General features: G+C 67.5%; 21 protein-coding genes. 10 read left to right on the forward strand and 11 right to left on the reverse strand.

The window, feature by feature from the left end; translation table 11 throughout:
- Positions 1 to 63 precede the first annotated feature (63 nt).
- On the reverse strand, positions 64 to 312 hold the full coding sequence (locus AMS67_RS15190) for a WhiB family transcriptional regulator (protein ID WP_010156721.1): 249 nt from the start codon (positions 310 to 312) through the stop codon (positions 64 to 66).
- A 257-nt stretch (positions 313 to 569) separates the two neighbouring features.
- Here AMS67_RS15190 and AMS67_RS15195 point away from each other — a divergent pair, with 257 nt between their 5' ends.
- Entirely contained in the window at positions 570 to 923 is a 354-nt protein-coding gene (locus AMS67_RS15195) for a hypothetical protein (protein WP_241488108.1), read from the forward strand.
- A gap of 160 nt (positions 924 to 1,083) precedes the next feature.
- Here the strand turns inward: AMS67_RS15195 and bcp are convergent, their stop codons facing one another.
- The 3 genes from bcp to aroA all read right to left on the reverse strand — a co-directional run bounded on the left by bcp (position 1,084) and on the right by aroA (position 4,225).
- On the reverse strand, positions 1,084 to 1,557 hold the full coding sequence (bcp, locus tag AMS67_RS15200) for a thioredoxin-dependent thiol peroxidase (protein WP_053388108.1): 474 nt from the start codon (positions 1,555 to 1,557) through the stop codon (positions 1,084 to 1,086).
- A gap of 96 nt (positions 1,558 to 1,653) precedes the next feature.
- The gene (gene rsgA / locus AMS67_RS15205) at positions 1,654 to 2,715 is read right to left on the reverse strand and encodes a ribosome small subunit-dependent GTPase A (protein ID WP_053388334.1); all 1,062 of its coding nucleotides are present in this window, start codon (positions 2,713 to 2,715) and stop codon (positions 1,654 to 1,656) included.
- 4 nt (positions 2,716 to 2,719) lie between these two features.
- Complete coding sequence (gene aroA, locus AMS67_RS15210) at positions 2,720 to 4,225, reverse strand: 3-phosphoshikimate 1-carboxyvinyltransferase (RefSeq protein WP_053388109.1); 1,506 nt, start codon at positions 4,223 to 4,225, stop codon at positions 2,720 to 2,722.
- Between the two features lie 44 nt (positions 4,226 to 4,269).
- On the opposite strand from aroA, the gene AMS67_RS15215 reads away from it, so the two are divergent.
- A complete protein-coding gene (locus AMS67_RS15215) occupies positions 4,270 to 4,884 on the forward strand; it encodes a sigma-70 family RNA polymerase sigma factor (protein ID WP_156316697.1) in 615 nt (204 codons plus the stop codon).
- Positions 4,881 to 5,138 carry a zf-HC2 domain-containing protein gene (locus AMS67_RS15220; protein ID WP_053353356.1) on the forward strand — a complete coding sequence of 86 codons (258 nt, stop codon included), beginning with the start codon at positions 4,881 to 4,883 and terminating at the stop codon, positions 5,136 to 5,138. The genes AMS67_RS15215 and AMS67_RS15220 overlap by 4 nt, the downstream gene beginning before the upstream one ends.
- 20 nt (positions 5,139 to 5,158) lie before the next feature.
- On the opposite strand, the gene AMS67_RS15225 is transcribed toward AMS67_RS15220, so the two are convergent.
- The 4 genes from AMS67_RS15225 to AMS67_RS15240 all read right to left on the reverse strand — a co-directional run bounded on the left by AMS67_RS15225 (position 5,159) and on the right by AMS67_RS15240 (position 8,238).
- The gene (locus AMS67_RS15225) at positions 5,159 to 6,079 is read right to left on the reverse strand and encodes an alpha/beta fold hydrolase (protein WP_053388110.1); all 921 of its coding nucleotides are present in this window, start codon (positions 6,077 to 6,079) and stop codon (positions 5,159 to 5,161) included.
- 9 nt (positions 6,080 to 6,088) lie between these two features.
- The gene (locus tag AMS67_RS15230; protein WP_241488109.1) at positions 6,089 to 6,457 is read right to left on the reverse strand and encodes a Fe-S oxidoreductase; all 369 of its coding nucleotides are present in this window, start codon (positions 6,455 to 6,457) and stop codon (positions 6,089 to 6,091) included.
- On the reverse strand, positions 6,454 to 7,335 hold the full coding sequence (locus AMS67_RS15235) for an arginase family protein (protein WP_075201435.1): 882 nt from the start codon (positions 7,333 to 7,335) through the stop codon (positions 6,454 to 6,456). The genes AMS67_RS15230 and AMS67_RS15235 overlap by 4 nt, the downstream gene beginning before the upstream one ends.
- A 66-nt stretch (positions 7,336 to 7,401) precedes the next feature.
- A complete protein-coding gene (locus AMS67_RS15240; protein WP_053388113.1) occupies positions 7,402 to 8,238 on the reverse strand; it encodes a DUF3097 family protein in 837 nt (278 codons plus the stop codon).
- A 192-nt stretch (positions 8,239 to 8,430) separates the two neighbouring features.
- On the opposite strand from AMS67_RS15240, the gene AMS67_RS15245 reads away from it, so the two are divergent.
- From AMS67_RS15245 to AMS67_RS15255, 3 genes are read left to right on the forward strand one after another with little or no spacing between them, the layout of a single operon-like run.
- Positions 8,431 to 8,955 (forward strand): hypothetical protein, encoded by a 525-nt coding sequence (locus AMS67_RS15245; protein WP_156316698.1) that lies wholly within the window; start codon positions 8,431 to 8,433, stop codon positions 8,953 to 8,955.
- Between the two features lie 24 nt (positions 8,956 to 8,979).
- On the forward strand, positions 8,980 to 10,302 hold the full coding sequence (locus tag AMS67_RS15250; RefSeq protein WP_082305552.1) for an MFS transporter: 1,323 nt from the start codon (positions 8,980 to 8,982) through the stop codon (positions 10,300 to 10,302).
- Between the two features lie 41 nt (positions 10,303 to 10,343).
- Positions 10,344 to 11,474 carry an enoyl-CoA hydratase/isomerase family protein gene (locus AMS67_RS15255; protein WP_053388115.1) on the forward strand — a complete coding sequence of 377 codons (1,131 nt, stop codon included), beginning with the start codon at positions 10,344 to 10,346 and terminating at the stop codon, positions 11,472 to 11,474.
- An 18-nt stretch (positions 11,475 to 11,492) separates the two neighbouring features.
- On the opposite strand, the gene AMS67_RS15260 is transcribed toward AMS67_RS15255, so the two are convergent.
- Entirely contained in the window at positions 11,493 to 12,221 is a 729-nt protein-coding gene (locus tag AMS67_RS15260) for an IclR family transcriptional regulator (protein ID WP_053388116.1), read from the reverse strand.
- Complete coding sequence (locus AMS67_RS15265) at positions 12,214 to 13,704, reverse strand: aromatic amino acid lyase (protein ID WP_162230866.1); 1,491 nt, start codon at positions 13,702 to 13,704, stop codon at positions 12,214 to 12,216. The genes AMS67_RS15260 and AMS67_RS15265 overlap by 8 nt, the downstream gene beginning before the upstream one ends.
- A gap of 263 nt (positions 13,705 to 13,967) precedes the next feature.
- On the opposite strand from AMS67_RS15265, the gene AMS67_RS15270 reads away from it, so the two are divergent.
- The 4 genes from AMS67_RS15270 to AMS67_RS15285 are packed head-to-tail and all read left to right on the forward strand — an operon-like array spanning position 13,968 to position 17,377.
- The gene (locus AMS67_RS15270; RefSeq protein ID WP_306455254.1) at positions 13,968 to 15,050 is read left to right on the forward strand and encodes an ABC transporter ATP-binding protein; all 1,083 of its coding nucleotides are present in this window, start codon (positions 13,968 to 13,970) and stop codon (positions 15,048 to 15,050) included.
- On the forward strand, positions 15,047 to 15,694 hold the full coding sequence (locus tag AMS67_RS15275) for an ABC transporter permease (RefSeq protein ID WP_053388118.1): 648 nt from the start codon (positions 15,047 to 15,049) through the stop codon (positions 15,692 to 15,694). Before AMS67_RS15270 ends, AMS67_RS15275 begins: the two co-directional genes overlap by 4 nt.
- Positions 15,691 to 16,428, forward strand: a complete 738-nt coding sequence (locus AMS67_RS15280) for an ABC transporter permease (protein ID WP_075201436.1) — start codon at positions 15,691 to 15,693, stop codon at positions 16,426 to 16,428. The genes AMS67_RS15275 and AMS67_RS15280 overlap by 4 nt, the downstream gene beginning before the upstream one ends.
- A gap of 46 nt (positions 16,429 to 16,474) precedes the next feature.
- Complete coding sequence (locus AMS67_RS15285) at positions 16,475 to 17,377, forward strand: ABC transporter substrate-binding protein (RefSeq protein WP_075201437.1); 903 nt, start codon at positions 16,475 to 16,477, stop codon at positions 17,375 to 17,377.
- A gap of 41 nt (positions 17,378 to 17,418) precedes the next feature.
- On the opposite strand, the gene AMS67_RS15290 is transcribed toward AMS67_RS15285, so the two are convergent.
- Positions 17,419 to 17,775 carry a VOC family protein gene (locus AMS67_RS15290; RefSeq protein WP_053388120.1) on the reverse strand — a complete coding sequence of 119 codons (357 nt, stop codon included), beginning with the start codon at positions 17,773 to 17,775 and terminating at the stop codon, positions 17,419 to 17,421.
- Positions 17,776 to 17,822 lie beyond the last annotated feature (47 nt).

Below are 17,822 nucleotides of genomic sequence, written 5' to 3' on the forward strand. Positions count from 1 at the left end.
GCGCGTACGCAAACGGGGTCCGGGTTCTCAGTGAGAACCCGGACCCCGCTTGCGTTGCTGCGACTAGGAGGCGCGGCGCGCGCGAGCGGCGCGGCGCTTGAGCGCGCGGCGCTCATCTTCGCTCAGCCCGCCCCAGACACCCGAATCCTGGCCGGTGTCCATGGCGTACTGCAAGCACATCTCGGTGACGGTGCATCGTGCGCACACCGACTTCGCGCGCTCGATCTGCTCCACCGCGGGGCCGGTATTCCCGACCGGGAAGAACAACTCCGGGTCTACGGTGAGACACGCTGCCTGTTCACGCCAATCCATGGGGTCCTCCTCTGTAACGCACGCACGCGAACACTCCGGAGACCGGATAGCCTAGAATTCGCGCCGTAACTACCTAATACGTGGCTGAGAATGCTCACGTCGGTGTGCGCGATACTCGACGGGTTATATAGTTTCACGGAAATAGATGCAAATCAATAGGTAACCTGCAATTGATTGGAAAGCGAGCCGCAATGCCTCAGACACCTGCTGATCACCCCCGTTCACGGATGGGTTGGCGCGTGCTCAGGGTGCTGCTCGTGCTGGAATCGCTCCTGCTCGCAGGTGTCTCCGTCTTCGCGTTGGTCGCGGCAGTGCGCTCGGCCGGCCCCATCGCACAGAACATCAGCCTGGTGCTCATGGCCGTGATCGCGTTCGTGTGGGTCGTCGTCACCGCCGTCGCCGCGGTGCGCGGCCGCCCGAGCTGGGTGCGCGGCTCTGCCCTGACCCTGCACGTGCTGCTCTTTGCCGCGGGTACGGGCTGCTTGCAGCTCGGGATCGGGTCGTGGCAGTTCGGCTTCGGCCTGGTCGCGGTCGCGCTGCTCGGGTTCGCTGCGGCCGTGATCTCGCGGCCGGATCCGCGGGTCGAGTACGACGCAGCCCTGCACGGCTGAACCGCACCGCTGCCCTGCAGCCTGGCGCCGCACGCGCCCCGGTCTCGCGCGCGCCCATACACGAACGCACCCCTTTCTCTCGAGCGGACCATCAAAACATCGGTGCGTTCGGGAGAAAGGGGTGCGTTCGCGTTGCGGGAGCGCAGGGTGAGCGCGCGGGCTACACCTCGAGAAGCTTGCGCAGGCGCGCGACGTGTCCGGTGGCCTTCACGTTCGTCAGCGCGTGCGTGATCGTGCCCGACTCGTCGATGACGAAGGTCGATCGAATCACGCCCTCGACGATGCGGCCGTAATTGTTCTTCTCGCCGAAGGCGCCGTAGGCGTGGTGCACTGCCGCGTCGGGGTCGCTCAGCAGCGGGTACTCGAGACCGTCACGGTCGGCGAAGCGGCGCAGCTTTTCGACGGCATCGCGGGAGACGCCGAGCACGTGATAGCCCGCGGCTTCGAGCGGTGCGGTGGAGTCGCGGAAATCGCACGCTTCCTTCGTGCATCCGGGGGTCATCGCTTCGGGATAGAAGAAGAGGATGACGCGCTTGCCCTGGTACTGCGCGAGCGCGCGGGTGTTGCCGTCTTGGTCGAGGAGGGTGAAATTGGGGGCCTGCTGGCCGGCTTCGAGCACTACGCGATCAGTCATGCTGCCAGCCTAGCGGCCGGTGTCTTCGGTGCGCGCAGCGCACAGGGTCTCGCGCAGCTGCGAAACAGTGGGCAGAGAATGCGTACCGCGGCGCGACTACTTCAGCAGTCGGCGAAGCGATTCGACGCGGGCAGCGCCGGCTGCATCGAGGCGGCCGTCTGCAACCGCGGCGTCGAGCTCGCAGTCGGGGGCGTCGTCTTGATGCGTGCACCCGCGCGGGCACTCGTCGATAATCTGCGCGAGGTCGGTGAACCCCCGCAAGATGCCCTCGGCGGTGACGTGCCCGAGGCCGAACGAACGGACGCCCGGGGTGTCGATGACCCATCCCGAACCGCCGCCCGCGGCACCTGGCGTCAGCGCGCGCAGCGCGACCGACGATGATGACGTGTGCCGACCGCGCCCGGTCACTTCGTTGACGTGCCCCGTCGCACGGTCGGCTTCGGGTACGAGGGCGTTGATGAGTGTGGATTTTCCGACGCCGGAGTGCCCGACGAACACGGTGGTGCGCCCGGCGAGCGACTCGCGGATCTCGGCGAGCGGCCAGGCATCGGGTGCGGAGCGGAAGACGGGCACTTCGAGCGCGGCGAAGTGGTCGAGGAACGGCCCCGGGTCGGCGAGGTCGACCTTGGTGATGCAGATGAGGGGAGTGATGCCGGCGTCGTACGCGGCCACGAGATAGCGGTCGACGAGTCGCACCCGCGGTTCCGGGTTCGCCGCGGCCACGACGATCAGCATCTGGTCGGCGTTGCCCACCATCACGCGTTCGACGCGGTCGCTGTCGTCTGCGCTGCGGCGCAGCAGGGTGCGTCGCTCTTCGACGCCGACGATGCGCGCAAGCGAGCCCTCATCGCCCGAGGTGTCGCCGACGAGTTGCACGCGGTCGCCGATGACGATGGGGGTGCGGTGCAGTTCGCGTGCACGCGAGGCGAGCACGGATCGCTCGTGCGGATTCGACGGGTCGGCTGCGGCATCGACCAGTGCGGTGTAGCGCCCCCGGTCGACCGCGGTCACCATGCCGATGACCGCATCCGCGTGCTCGGGTCGACGCTTCGTGCGCGGTCGGTTCGCCTTCGGATTCGGGCGTTGACGTACCTGGTGGTCGGCATATGCGGCGTACGGATCATCGCCGTCATCGTCGTCGGGAGTCAGCCAGCTCACGCGGTCAGATCCCTTCGAGGAACCCGCGAGCGGCCCGGCCGAGCGCCCCGAGTTGCGGAGCAACGGTGGAGCCCGCCTCGAAAGCGACGTCGATCGCTGCGCCGCTGGTCTCCGTGGTCGACGGGCGGGTGAGCATGCGGTCCCAGAGCTCGGTAAAGCGGGGGAGAGTCTTCGCCGTGGAGGCGACGTCTTCGACCTCGACGCCGGGAATGCGGAGTCCGATGAGCGCCCCGGTGGTCGCCATGCGATGGTCGGCGTAGCTGTGCCAGACGCCACCGTGCAGTGCGGCGGGCCGAATCGCGATGCCGTCTTCGAGCTCTGACGCGTTGCCACCGAGTGCGTTGATTTCTGCGACGAGCGCAGCGATACGATCCGTCTCGTGGTGACGGATATGCCCGATGCCCGTGATCTCGCTGGGTGCGCCGTCGGTCCCGTCGGTGCCGTGCGCCGCGAGCGCGGCGAGCCCGATCAGAGTCGGGGCGAGTTCACCGGCCTCGGGAACGTGGATTGACACGCCCGGAACGGTACCGTCGCCGCGCACCGTGAGTGATCCGTCGGCCCCGTGCTGCACCTCGGCTCCGAACTCCGCATGCAGAAGTGTGCGCAAGAGGTCGCCCACCTGCGTCGTCTCGGCCGGCCAGAGCGGCACGGTGACGGAACCGCCGACGGCGATCGCTGCGGCCAGGAACGGTGCAGCGTTCGAAAGATCGGGCTCGATCGTGACGTCGGCGGCCCGGATCGCCCCGGGGTGCACGATCCATTCGCCGACGGCGGGCGTCTCGACGGCGACTCCGCGGGCCCGCAGTGCGGCAAGGGTCATCTCGATGTGCGGCAGGCTCGGCAGGCGGTCGCCCGTGTGCACGACGTGCACGCCCTCGGAGAAACGGGCTCCCGCGAGCAGCAGCGCCGAAACGAACTGGCTCGAGAGCGAGGCATCGAGTTCGACTCGGCCGCCGCGCACACCGCCGGTGCCGTGCACCGTGAAGGGGAGCGCGCCGCGGCCCTCGTCGGCGATGTCGACGCCGAGTGCGCGCAGCGCGTCGAGCACGGGGCGCATGGGACGCTTGCGCGCGTAGGGATCGCCGTCGAACGCGACGGGGCCGAGCGCGAGTGCGGCGACGGGAGGCACGAATCGCATGACGGTGCCCGCGAGCCCGCACTCGATGGTGGTCGACCCCGTGAGTTCAGCGGCCGGTGTGACCCGCAGGTCGGGGTCTGCGCCGTGCGCACCGGGGATCTCCTCGATCTCGGTGCCGAGCGAGCGGAGTGCATCGACCATGAGCGCTGAATCGCGGGACTTCAGGGGGGCCTGCAGCAGGCCCGGCCCGTCGGCGAGCGCCGCAAGTACGAGCTCTCGGCCGGTCAACGACTTCGACCCCGGGAGCGCCACGGTCGCGTGGAGCGCGCCCTCGGCGACCGGCGCCGGCCAGTGCGCGGCAGCGCCCTCGACACCCTCTCCGGTGCCCGTTTCTTCGCCGTCTTTTCCGGGGTTCATCTTCGCGATCAGCATCGTCGTCGAGTCTACCGGTCGTGCTCGACAGTAGGATCGAGAGTGTGAGTGATACCGCAGCGCAGGCGAAGCTGGAACAGCGCTTCACATCGGAGGCGCTTCCGATGCTCGATCAGCTGTACGGCGCAGCCATGAAAATGACGCGAAACCCTCAGGATGCGCAGGACCTGGTGCAGGAAACCTACCTGAAGGCGTTCTCGGCGTTCGCGTCGTTCCAGGAGGGGACCAACCTCAAGGCCTGGTTGTACCGCATCATGACGAACAGTTACATCAACACCTACCGCAAGAAGCAGCGGGAGCCGCATCTGGGGGCGGTTGACGAGCTCGAGGACTGGCAGCTGGGTGGGGCCGAATCGACGACCGCCATGTCATCGCGGTCGGCCGAGGCCGAAGCGATCGACCGCACGCCCGACTCGGTCGTGACGCAGGCGCTCAACGCGCTGCCCGAAGACTTCCGGATGGCGGTCTATCTGGCCGACGTCGAAGGCTTCAGCTACCAGGAGATCGCTGACATCGCGGAGGTGCCGATCGGCACGGTGATGAGTCGATTGCACCGCGGCCGGGCACGATTGCGGAAGACCCTCGGGGAATATGCGAACGAGCAGGGCGTTGGACTCAATGCGGGAACGAAACCGACGAAGAAGGGAGCAGCGCGATGAGTGATTGCGAGCAGGCCAAGGCGAATCTGTACGAGCTGCTCCGCGGCGAGCTCTGCGCGGAAGAATCGGCGCCGATCAGAGAGCACATCGCCGAGTGCTCGTCGTGCCAGAACGAACAGCACGTGTGCGAACAGCTCACGAGCGTCGTGAAGCGCGCCTGCGCCGAAGAGCGGGATAGCAACTGCCCGCCTGTCGATCTGCGCAACGCGATTCTGCGGAGCCTGCAAGCCGAGGAGCCCGGCGCGGTCGTGTGACCTGAGCGGTCGCGCGCCGGTCAGCCCTGCATCAGGCTGCGAACGGCATCCGCCAGTTCGCGCGGAGCCGCCTCGTGGAGGTTGTGGGGGCCATTCAACGTGATGACGGAGCTGGGCGGCAGCACCTCGCGCCACTGGTCCACGTGATCTGTCGAGAGCATGCCGGCTGACGCCGCGATGAGCGCGATGGGCACGTCGAGCGATTCGAGCGACGCCCAGATCTGCGCGTACGGTTGCGGGTCTTCAGGGTCGCCCGCGGCGGGAAGCCCGTCGAGATGCGCCAGGTGGTGCGTCCACTCAAGGCGTCCGTCGGGCCGCAGTCGCGTATTCAGCGTCACGCCACGGGTGAGCGCGGTGCGGTCGCGACCGATGCCGAACCGTTCGGCGCGTTCGACGATCTCGGAGATGCTGCCGAAGTCGCGCTGACCTTGGATGAACTCGCGCACGACCCCGGCTTCGCGCGCCGGTGAGACACCGGGAGTCATATCGACGAGGATCACCTGACGCACAAGTTCCGGTCGTGCAGCGGCAGTCAACGCGGCAGCCAAACCCCCGAGGGAGTGGCCGAGCAGGGTAACGGGTTCGGGTGCGAGCTGCTCGATGGCGTCCGCGATGTCGACCGCGAGGTGATCCGGTCGGTAATCGGCGTCATCGCGCCATGAGCTACGCCCGTGTCCGGGCAGATCGAATGCGAGCGCGGGGCGGCCGAGCGCCAGCAGCATCGGATCGAAGCTGTGCGCGTTGAGGCCGGCGCCGTGCAGCGTCACGAGCTCGGGTGCGAACGCACCGTCGAAGCTGAGCCCGCTGACTGTTCGGTGATCGGCCGTGTTCGCAGTCACTCGGGAGACCGGCGGCAGCGGGGTGGTGCGGCCGACTCGAGCGGCATCGCCATCGAGAAATCGGAACTCGTCGTCGGAATCGGGTGCCGAAGGAGCGCTCATGCTGGCAGTCTACGCGTCGCGGACGTAACCGCCGTCGCGCAGACCGGCCTCGATCTCGAAGCGATTGCGCAGGGGGTCGCGGCCCGCGAGCGCGTAGAGGATCGGCATCGCCATGCCATAGTGCCGCCATTGCTCGCGGTGCACGCGTTCGTGCCGCAGTACGCGTTCGGAGACGTTGCGATCGGTGAGGTAGCACCCGCCGACGCAACTGCCGCCGCGGCCGAATGCCCACTTCGGCATGCCCTGGAACACCCACAGTCCATCTCGTCGTTCGATGCGTCCCTGGCTCCAGATCACGCCCCAAATGAAACCGACGGCGGTGGCGTAGGCGTACCCGAGTCGGGCGAGCGGCCAGGCTCGGCGGGTGCTCCGGGTCACGCGTCGGATCCGGCGGCTCGGGGGCCCGACGCAGATGTCAGGGCGGCCAAGATGCGAAGTACCGTCGGCAGATCTTCGGCACCGCGGTCGCGGTCGGCCGGGGCGAATTCGCAGATCGCCGCACCCGCCAGCGGCACCGAGCTCACGGCGGCGCGGATCGCGTCTGTCAGCTGAGCGACGGTGAGCCCGAATGGCACTGGCGCGTGCACCGAGCCGAACTCGGCCGGGTCGAGCACGTCGAGATCGAGATGCACGTAGACGGCGTCGGCCCCGGCGATGCGTTCGCGGATCGCCGAGACGAGCGCAGCTGTGGGGTCGTCGGCGAAGCTGTCGATCTGCAGCAGGTGCAGGCCGCGCGATGCGAGCTCATCGTCTTCTTCGGGATCGATCGCTCGTGCGCCGACGAGCGTGACCGTCGCCGGATCCAGCGGCGAGCTCGACACGAGGTCGGGTGCTCCATCGCCGAGCACGTGGCGCAGGGTCATGCCGGAGGCCGCACCGGAGGGAGAGGTGCTCGGATGCTGCAGATCAGGGTGGGCGTCGAACCACAGCACGGCGAGGCGCTCGAAGGTTCGCGATGCCGCCTCGAGGCCGGGCAAGGATGTCGCGCAATCGCCGCCGACGATGATGGGCGGGCGCCCGTCGGCGTGCACCGGCTGCAGTTCGGCGCGTGCTGCATCTCGCGCGCGGATCAGGCTGCTGAGGCGCGCGACCGGAGTTCCCATCGCATCACCCGCCTCGAGCGGCACCTGCACCTCGCGCAACGCCGAGGCCGGGAGGTCGTCGCGAAGCATTTCGGCCCCCTCGGCGAGCTGCATCGCTCGCGTCGATGGGGATCCCTGCCACTGGGGCATGAGCACAAACATCGGTCGAGTCACCGCAACCTCCTCAGAGATCCAACTCCTCCAGAATACGCCCGCGCAGCCGTGTGATCGCTCTGGGCGTCACCCGACGGTGACGAAGTCGATCAGGTGCTCCACTCGGCCGACGAGTTCCGGCTCCAGGTCGCGGAAACTGCGAACCCGACCGCGGATGCGCGACCAGGCGTCGGCGATATCCGCGGGTTCGTCGCCGGGCCACCCGAGCGCTCGGCAGATCCCCGACTTCCATTCGATGCTGCGCGGGATCACCGGCCATTCCTGCAGCCCGACCCGCTCGGGTTTCACCGCCTGCCAGATGTCGACGAAAGGGTGGCCGACGATGAGGACGTGCCCGCCGTGGGGCCCGCGCGCGATCGCATCGGCGATCCTCGTCTCCTTGCTGCCGGTCACGAGGTGGTCGAGCAGCACCCCCGCCCGTCGATCGGCAGCCGGCCCGAATTCGGCCAGTACCTGTTCGAGGTTGTCGGCCCCCTGGAGGAGCTCGACGACGACGCCCTCCACACGGAGATCGTCGCCCCACACCTGCTCCACCAGTTCGGCGTCGTGCTTGCCCTCCACGAAGATGCGACTCGGCATCGCGACGCGCGCCCGTTGCTGCGGAGCGGCGAAGGACCCGGAAGCGGTGCGCTGCCGACCCGCAGGGCGAGCCGCTGGTCGCACGAGCCGCACCGGCACGCCGTCGATCAGGAACCCATCGGTCAGCGGGAACGCGCGCACCTTGCCGCGGAAGTCCTCGAGCTGCACCAAGCCCTCACGCGCTCCGACGACCGCGCCGCACCACTCCGATTCCGTGTGCTCGACGACGAGACCCTTTGCGAGCGGCACCTCACGGCGTTCGACGGGCCCGCGACGCGGCTTCATGCGAGCGACGGGGTCGAAGTCATAGCGATCGTCGAACATGGCTCGAGACTATCTGTGATCGCCTCCATCACGCGTGCGGCACACTGCCAGGCGGGCGCATTGCGAGGCGAGACGGCGAACCCCTACATTGGGAAGTGATCGGGCTCAAGAACGTGGGGGAGCCTGCGATCGTGCGAGCGATTCGGGATGGGGCGCTGAGCACCGTCACCGATGATTCTCGAGGAGCACGCGATGCGCATTCGCCACCACCGAACCCTCACCGCGGTCACCGCGGCACTGATCCTGCTTTCGGGGTGCAGTGCGCTGGAGCCCGAATCGACGAGCGCCACGACGCCGACCACGCGCCCCGAGGCAGCCTGGCAGGTCGCTAAACGGGAGGCGCAGCGCCTCGAGACCGTCGCGGTGGGTCTGCTCGCACCCGATGCGGTCGCCACCATCGAACAGGCGAATACCGGAACGATCGAACCGTGCAATTCCCGCGAGTATCGGTGGCGCGGAGGCACGACCGTGCAACTGCGCGAATCGGTGCGAGCGGATCAGGTCATCGCCGATCTGCAGGATCGCCTCACCGAGAACGCGTGGAATGTGCAGGGCGACAGCGACGTCATGCGCACGCCGAGCATTATCGCCAGTGACCCCGAGACACGAACGCGCCTGCACATCACGACCGACGTCGATACCGGCACCGTGCGATTCGCTTCGGCCTCTCCGTGCTTCGATGCCGCCGACGATGTGACCGCTGGTGACGGATACTGACGCAGCTCCGTCTAGGCTGGTGCGGTGAGTGATGTCCCCGAACGCCGTCGTCGTTCCCTGCGGTCGTTGCTGGTCGACACGACGCCGCTCCGTGCGAGTCCCGCGTTCGCGAAGCTCTGGACCGGAACATCCATCGCGCAGATCGGTGCGCAGGTCACCATCGTCGCGGTCGGGCTGCACATCTATGAGCTGACCCACTCGACCTTCGCCGTCTCGCTCGTGGCTCTGTGGGCACTCGGGCCGATGATTCTGGCGGGATTCGTGGGCGGTGCCCTCGCCGACGCATTCGACCGGAGACTCGTGGCACTCGTCACGGCCGTCGTCGCCTGGGCCAGTATCGGCACGATGGCCGTGATTGCGTTCGCCGATGTGCAGCAGACCTGGCCGTATTACGCGCTCGCCGCCGTCAACGCGGCCTCGGCAACCATCATGGGTGCCACCCGAGGTGCGATGTTGCCGCGGCTGCTGCCCGCGCAGTTGCTGCCCGCCGCAGCGGCACTGAGCGGCATCACCATGGGTCTCGCGATCACCGTTGGCCCGGCGGTGGCCGGAGTGCTCGTGGCGAGCGTGGGCGTGCCCTGGACGTATTTGCTCGACGTGGTGCTCTTTTCCGGCGCATTCCTCGGCATCCTCAGCCTGCCGCGCATGGCGCCCGAGGGGAATCGGGTCGCGCCGGGGTGGAGCTCGATCATCGGCAGCCTCAGATTCTTGAAGCGCGCACCGAACGTCCGCGCGACGTTCATCTGGGATCTGATCGCCATGATCTTCGGTACCCCGCGCGTCGTATTCCCGGCAGCGGGAGCACTGGTGCTCGGCGGCGGCCCGGTCACCGTCGGCGCATTGACCGCCGCCTTCGCGCTGGGCTCGCTCGTGAGCGGGCTGTTCTCTGGCCCGCTGGGCTCGGTGCGGCGGCAAGGTCGCGCCGTCACGCTGGCCGTCGCGAGCTTCGGCGTCTTCACCGCGCTCTTCGGCCTCGTGCTGCTCATCACCGCGCTCACTGCTGGCGCCGAGGATCGCACCGACCATGCGATCATCCCCGCGATCGTTTGGGCGGGTCTCGCATTGGCGGGCACCGGTGCCGCCGATAACGTGAGTGCCGTGTTCCGCACGACGATTCTGCAGTCTGCCGCACCTGACGACGTGCGCGGGCGCATGCAGGGGCTCTTCTACGTGGTGGTGGCGGGCGGCCCCCGTGTGGGTGACCTCCTGGCAGGCGGTATCGCGACCGCGATCGCACTCTGGGCGCCCCCGCTCTTCGGCGGGATCGTGATCCTCGGCATCATGCTGGTCCTGCTGCGGGCAGCACCGGGATTCCAGCGCTACGACGCGCATCGCCCGACGCCGTGAGCACGCCCCGGCGCCGGCCGGGGCGGTGATACGGTGCTGCCATGAGCGCCGCATCCACCTACGCCGCCCCCGGTTCGCCGCAGCCGCCACTCGTGCTCGCCCGTCGCATCGGTGCGATCACCCACGTGACGCTGAACCGGCCGCGAGCGATCAACGCGCTGACGAGTGAGATGTTCGCGCTGCTCGACGCGGCGCTGTCGACGGCGCAGCACGACGGATCTCGGGCGATTCTGCTCGACGGCGCCGGCGAACGCGGCTTCTGCGGCGGCGGCGATGTCAAAGAGATCTCGAGCGGAGACACCCGCGCCATTCTGTCGAGCGAGTACGCCGTCGACGCGGCGATTGCGACCGCCTCGGTGCCTGTTGTCGCGGTCATGGACGGCATCACCATGGGAGGCGGCATCGGACTGGCCGGCCATGCCGCGGTGCGCATCGTCACGGAGCGCAGCCGACTCGCCATGCCCGAAGTGCGCATTGGTATTGTGCCCGATGTCGGCGGCCACCTGCTGCTCGCGGCTGCGCCCGGGCGACTGGGGGAATATCTCGCGGTGACCGCGGGTGAAATGGCCGGGGGAGACGCGATCGCGCTCGGATTCGCAGACTTTTTCGTGCCGTCAGAACGTCTGCCCGCGTTGACCGATGCGCTCGCCGCAGATGTTCAGGTCACGGGCAACGCGCTCGCGGACGTCGAGGCGGTCGTCGCGCGGTTTGCGGAAGCAGCCCCGCCGTCGGCGCTGCTCGAGGTTCAGGCGTGGTGGGATCCGATCGCTGAGCAGGCGCTCGGGGGAGCACCGGGCAGGGTGTTCGCGGATCCGGCCGGAGCCGCGCTCCGTCTCGCTGACGCGCTGGCCGCTGTGGCCTCGCCTGAAGCTGCGAACACCGCTGAGATCATGCGTGCCATGAGCCCGACCTCCGTGGCGATCACGCTCGCGCAGATCGAGCGCACCCGCGACGAGCGGCTCGACCTCGCCCAAGTGCTCGCCGATGACCTGCGCGTGCTCGTTCGGCTCGGTGCGCTGCCCGACTTTCGCGAAGGCGTGCGCGCACAGGTGATCGACAAGGATCGCGCGCCCCGATGGAGCCCGGCGCGCTGTGAAGATCTCAGCCCAGTTGTGCTCGACGCGGTGCTTGACCCGGCGCCCGGCAGAGGAGAGCTCCCGCTCTCGCGCTGACGTCGTGACGTCGCGCTCTTAGGCCTCCGGTCGAAGTGCGGCCGTGAGAGCGTTGGCCGCCGATTGCACCATCGGACCGAATCGAGTCACGGCATCTGCGCCCATGCGGAAGCTGGGGCCCACAATGCTGATCGCGGCGACGATCTCTTCGTTGTCGCGCACCGGAGCGGCGATCACTGTCGCATCCGGGGCGAGCAGCGCGTCCATCACGAGATATCCGACAGCGGGAGTTGCCCCCGCGAGTACTTCGCCCACGGCGGACCCATCTGCGCGCACTGTGCGACCTGCCCACCCCGAGAACCCGACATGGCGAATCGGCTGCTCGCTTTGCACTTCGCGGAGGTACAAGCACGTGTGCGCGGGACCGGGGACGGTGAGGTAGCTCGACTCTCCGGTGTCGTCAGTCAGGCGTTGGAGAATCGTCGCCGAGCGATCCACGAGATCCTCCGCAGTCGGTGCATCTGCCGAGAACATCGACTTCGCGAACCGTGCGCCGATCGCGTACGATCCGTCGGTGCCGCGCCCCACGTAGTCCCAGTGCTCGAGCGCGCGCAGCGACCTGAGCGCAGTGCTCGTCGCGAGTCCGCTCGCGCGTGCGAGCTCCGTGAGCGGGAGCGGGCCTCGGTCCACCACGATCGACAGCAATTCGAGCGCGCGATGCACGGCGCGGGGACCAGCCCCGGATTCGCCGGAGGGTGCCTCGTTCGCCCCTTCCGCGTTGCCGGCAGCGACGTCGTGCTCAGTCATGTGTCCCTTTCGGAGCGTGCGTGAATGGGTGCAGCTGAATGATATCGAGCGCATCGCGGAAGTCTGCGACATCGGCGCTGAGGTCGCGGTCTTCGAGGCCTCCGTGAGGTCGCGGCGCGTTGCGGAGGAATCTTGAGACGCCGTGCTCGGCGGGGAGGCGCAGGAGAGCGACCCCAGCGCACGCAAGTATCGTGCGGTACGCCTCGCCGGCACGGTGCAGTCGGCGGATCGATTGGGGGGTGAACGGCGCGTGCTCCTCGGCGCCGAGCGAGAGATGTACACCGTGCCCGCCGCTCGCGCTCGCGGCATCTCGGATCTCCGCGAGCGCAGCTGCGGCGACGTATTCGAGCATCATGGCGCCGGTGGCGTCATCGGTACCGTCGCTTAAGAACTCGGCTTCGTGGGTGTACCGGGGATCCATGAGCAAGGAGATGCGAGCAAGGAGCAGGCTCGCGTCTTGCGCGAGAGCGGCGATCAGGGATTCGATCGCGAGTGCGAGTTCGACGGTGTAGAAGTTTCCGGTGTGCGCGACCCGTTGCTCCGCGATGAGCACGCGCGGATTCTCGTGGGCACCGTCGATCTCGCGCGTCGTGGCATCGGTGCACTGCGCGTGGATCGACCTGACCGCGCCGAGCGACTGCGGAATGAGTCGGAGAGAGAACGGATCTTGCACGCGCACGGGCTCGGTCGCGCTGAACGGGCGGAGCACGTCGGCGACGGCGCGAACGCCCCCGGTGCGGCGAGCAAGCGAGCGCTCGTCGAAATGATCGGCGGTCGTACCCAGTGCCCCCACGGTGGCTGCGGCGAGCGCAGTCGCCGCGTCGAGTGCGCGCTCCAGCTCGGCGAGTGTGACTGCGGCATCGGCCAGTGTGAGTGCGCTGCTGCTCATGAACGGGAGGCCGTCAGTCGGGGCGAAGTTCGCCGCCGAGTCGTTCGCTTCGCGGGCGGTTCCGATCTCCGGAGGGCCCACGAGATGAAGCGCAACTGTGGCCAGTGCGCCGAGGTCGCCCGTGCCGAGCGACCCGCCGAAACGCAGGGGCGGCATGGTCGCCGCCGAGGCGGCGTCGATCAGAGACTCCGCCAAGGCGGGGCTGACACCCGATCCGCCTCGAGCAATTTGGTGCGCCCGAATCAGCAGGGTAGCCCGCACGCGGGATGCGTCGACCAGCTGCCCGTACTGCAGCGCATGGCTTCGCCAGAGCCGAAGGCATGAGTCGGCGGAGCGCTGCACGGCGACGAACCGTCGCGCCCCCACCCCGGTCGACAATCCGTACACCGGTCGAGATCGCGCGACGTCGAGCAGCGTCTGGTGCGCAGCGGCAATGCGAGTGCGCGATTCGGGTGTGTACACCGCACGGATGCCGCCGTGCGCGAAGCGGGCGACCGCGGCGGTCGACAATGTGTCGTCCCCGATCGCGAGAGGCGAGGAGCCGGGCAGAACGGCATTCGCCGATGAGTTGGAACTCTGGTCTGCTGTGGACATCTGCGGCATCGGGTTCCCTTCGCTGCCAACGTGCGGAGACCGAAGGAGATGGAGCATCGGCCGCCTCGCTCGGCGAGTGCTGTGGCATCGCGAGTGTTGACAGGTGCGCCGCGATGCGCTTTCATTTCATGTAGTGAACGTCACTAATTTCATTCTATGGCAAAGGAGCGCAGAGTGAAACATTTTCTCAGCGACGCATCCGCGTGCACCGTGGAGGCAAATGCGTGTCAGGTGACACGGACGATCGCGAAAGACGGTCGGCCATGAACATGATCGAATTCCGGGATGTGGTGAAGCGATACCCCGACGGAACAGTAGCGGTGCAAGCTCTCTCGATCGACATCCCCGAGGCGCAGACCACCGTGTTCGTCGGACCCAGCGGCTGCGGCAAGACGACGAGCCTCCGCATGATCAACCGGATGATCGAGCCCAGTTCGGGCAGCATCACGATCGACGGCGTGAACTCAGCGGATCTAGAGCGCGCGAAGCTCCGCAGAGGCATCGGGTACGTCATTCAGAACGCAGGCCTGTTTCCCCATCGCACGGTGCTGCAGAACATCATGACGGTGCCGCGGCTCAACGGCGTGCCAGCCTCCCGCGCTCGCAGCCGTGCGCTGCAACTCCTGGAACTCGTGGGGCTCCCGGCATCGTTCGCCGGCAGATACCCCAGTCAGCTGTCGGGCGGTCAGCAGCAGCGCGTCGGGGTCGCCCGCGCGCTCGCCGCAGAGCCCCGCGTGCTGCTCATGGACGAGCCGTTCTCGGCGCTCGACCCCGTGGTGCGCGCCGAGTTACAGGAGGAGTTCTCGCGGCTTGGACCCGAGCTCGGCACCACGATCGTCTTCGTGACCCACGATATCGACGAGGCGATTCGGCTCGGTGACCGCATCGCAGTATTCGAACCCGGGGGCGTGCTGGCGCAGTTTGCGTCGCCGGAGACGCTGCTCGCCGCGCCGGCGACTGAATTCGTTGCGCAGTTCGTCGGTCGTGATCGTGGCTATCGCGCCCTGTCGTTCTCAGATTTCCGCATCGCGCACATTCCCCAAGTCGCGACGCTACACCTCGGTCAGCAGGGCTCTGGCGATTCCGCTGTATGGGCTGCGCTGGTCGATGCCCAGGGAGAATTTCTCGGATGGGTGCCCGACGGTCGCGCCGAGGCCGATGCGGTGCGATCACGCGCCGGCGTGCTCAAGATCGGAGACAGCATGCGCGTTGCCGTCGACGCCGTACTGACGAGTCCGTCCGGAACCGCTGCCGTGCTCGACGCCGATGGCCGGCTGCTCGGAGGAGTACGTCTCGACGATCTTGTCGAGGCGGGACTCGGTGCTCGCACGGGGGTGCCGGCGTGATCGAGTGGCTCGTGGACAACGGCGCGCGCGTGGGAGGACTCGCCGGACTGCACGCGGTGCTCGCGCTGTCTTCGACCTTCATTGGCCTCGTTGCGGCACTTGCCGGTGGGATGCTCGTGGCCCGTTCGCCGCGCATCTCGGGCGTGACGCTCGCGCTCAGCGGAATCCTGTTTACCATTCCCTCGCTGACGCTCTTCATCTTCATCCCGATCCTGTTCGGCACGAGGATTCTCGATCCGATCAACATCGTGATTGCGCTGTCGATCTACGCGTTCGCGCTCATCTTCGGCGGCGTGGTCGAAGCATTGCGCTCAGTGCCTCTGGAAACCCGGCAGGCCGCGGAGGCGATGGGCATCGGGAGATTGCGTCTGCTCTGCACCGTGGAGCTCCCGCTCGCGATTCCCGTGATCGGTGCCACACTGCGGGTGGCAGCGGTGTCGAACGTGAGTCTCGTGTCCGTGGGGGCACTCATCGGTGTCGGCGGCCTCGGCGACCTCTTCACCGAGGGATTCCAGCGCAGCTACCTGGTGCCGATCGTTTGGGGAATCATCTGCACGGTGCTGCTGGCGCTGATCGTCGACGTGGTCATCGTACGGGCCGAGCGAATGGCGACGCCGTGGGTGAAAGCTGGGGAACGACGATGATTCTGCAGCAGATTCTCGATTTCTTCGCCAATCCGGACAACTGGTCGGGCCCCGATGGAATTCCTGCCCGCGTCGGGGAACACGTGCTCTACACGCTCGTCGTCGTGCTGATCGCAGCAGCGATCGCGCTTCCGGTCGGTGCGGTGATCGGACACACCCGCCGTGGCTCCTGGCTCGTGATCAATATCGCGAACGCCTCGCGAGCTCTGCCGACACTCGGCCTGCTCACACTGATGGTGCTGCTGCTCGGACTCGGGTTCGCGCCCGCGGCGATTGTGCTGGTGGTGCTCGCCGTCCCTTCGATCCTCACTGCCGCCTATGCAGGTGTGAAGGGGGTCGATCCCGCTGCCGTCGACGCCGCACGCGGTATTGGCATGCCGGAGTGGCGGATCCTGCTCACCATCGAACTCCCCATTGCCGCGCAGGTCATCCTCGGCGGCATCCGATCTGCGGTGCTTCAGGTGATCGCGACCGCGACGGTCGCCGCCTATATCGCGCTCGGCGGAGTCGGGCGATTTCTGCTTGATGGGCTCGCGCTGCGCGATTACGGGCAGATGGCGGCCGGCGCCATTCTCGTCGCACTGCTCGCGTTGGCAGCAGACGGACTGTTCGCCATCGCGGGGCGCTGTATCGGCGGGTGGCGTAGGCAGACACCGCCGCGCACCTCGGAGGTGCGGGACGGCGGCGAAGCGACCGAGACGCGAGTGCTGCGCACCGCGCCCGCAGACGAATGACACACCTCACCATCCGCCTCTGAGCGGCGAAGAAAGGGAAACCCATATGAAACGACGGATGATGGTCGCGGCCGGAGCAGCGGTGCTCTTGGCCTTGACCGGGTGCGCCAGCGGTGGCTCGCTCGATGGCTCCGGAGAAACGAGCGGGAGTGCGGATGGTTCGATCACCATCGGTTCGGCGAACTTCTCCGAAAACGTGCTGCTCGCGCACATCTACGCGGAGGCGCTGAACGACGCCGGATTCACCTCGACAGTGAAGCCGAACATCGGCAGCCGAGAGGTGGTCATACCCGCGCTGCAGGACGGCTCGATCGACATCGTTCCCGAGTACAGCGGTGCGCTGCTCGCGTACCTCGACGCGGAATCGCAGGTCTTCGAGTCGCAAGAAGTGATCGACGCGCTCGGCGATGCTCTGCCCGAGGGGCTCGCGATGCTTGAAGCGTCAGAAGCCGAAGACAAAGACACGCTGGTGGTGACTCGAGCGATGGCTGACGAGCACGGTCTCACCGAAATTGGAGACCTCGCTGCACTCGCTCCAGAGTTCGTGCTCGGAGGGCCACCGGAGAATAAAGATCGCCGAGCCGGCGTCACTGGCCTCCGTGAGCTCTACGGCCTCGAGTTTCAGCAGTTCAAATCTGTTGACCTCGGAGGGCCGCTGACGGTTGCCGGGTTGAACAATGGAGACCTCGACGTCGGTTTCATGTTCACGACGCAGCCGGCGATCGACGAGAACGATTTCGTCGCGCTCGAGGATCCGGAGCATATGGCGCTCGCCGAGAACATCGTTCCGGTGCTGCGTGCGGATCGCGACGACCCGAAGATCACCGCGGCGCTCGAGACGGTGTCGCGTGCGCTCACGACCGAGGCGCTGATCACGATGAACCGGGAGGTCGAGGTCGACAAGCAAGACCCGCAAAAGGTGGCGCGAGCCTTCGTTGACTCTCTGTAGGGCTGGGGGTGCGCGGCGCACGCACGCCGCGCACCCGACACTCAGTGCGGATCGCCGATGCAGAACTCGTTGCCGTCGGGGTCGGCGAACGTGTCCCAGGAGAATCCGGCCTCGCCTCGGCGCCCGAGATGTCGAGCGCCCGCGGCCACCCAGTCGGTGACGAGCGCGGCGCGGTCGACACTCTGATCGACGTCGAAGTCCAAATGCAAGCGGTTCTTGCCCGCGGTCGGATCGTCGACTTTTTGGAAGCCGATCGCCGCGGGGAGCTGAGGAGCGCGCACGATACAGAACCAGCCATCCGCTTCATGCACGATCTCACCACCGAGTCGCTCGGCCCACCAGCCGGCAAGTGCGCGCGGATCGGCTGTATCCATCGTGATCATGCTGAGCCCCACCATGAACTGCTCCCTTCGTCGGTGTGCGTTGCGCTCTACCGTACGGGGTG

The sequence above is a fragment of the Leucobacter japonicus genome (genome assembly GCF_001273855.1).
Lineage (GTDB): Bacteria > Actinomycetota > Actinomycetes > Actinomycetales > Microbacteriaceae > Leucobacter > Leucobacter japonicus.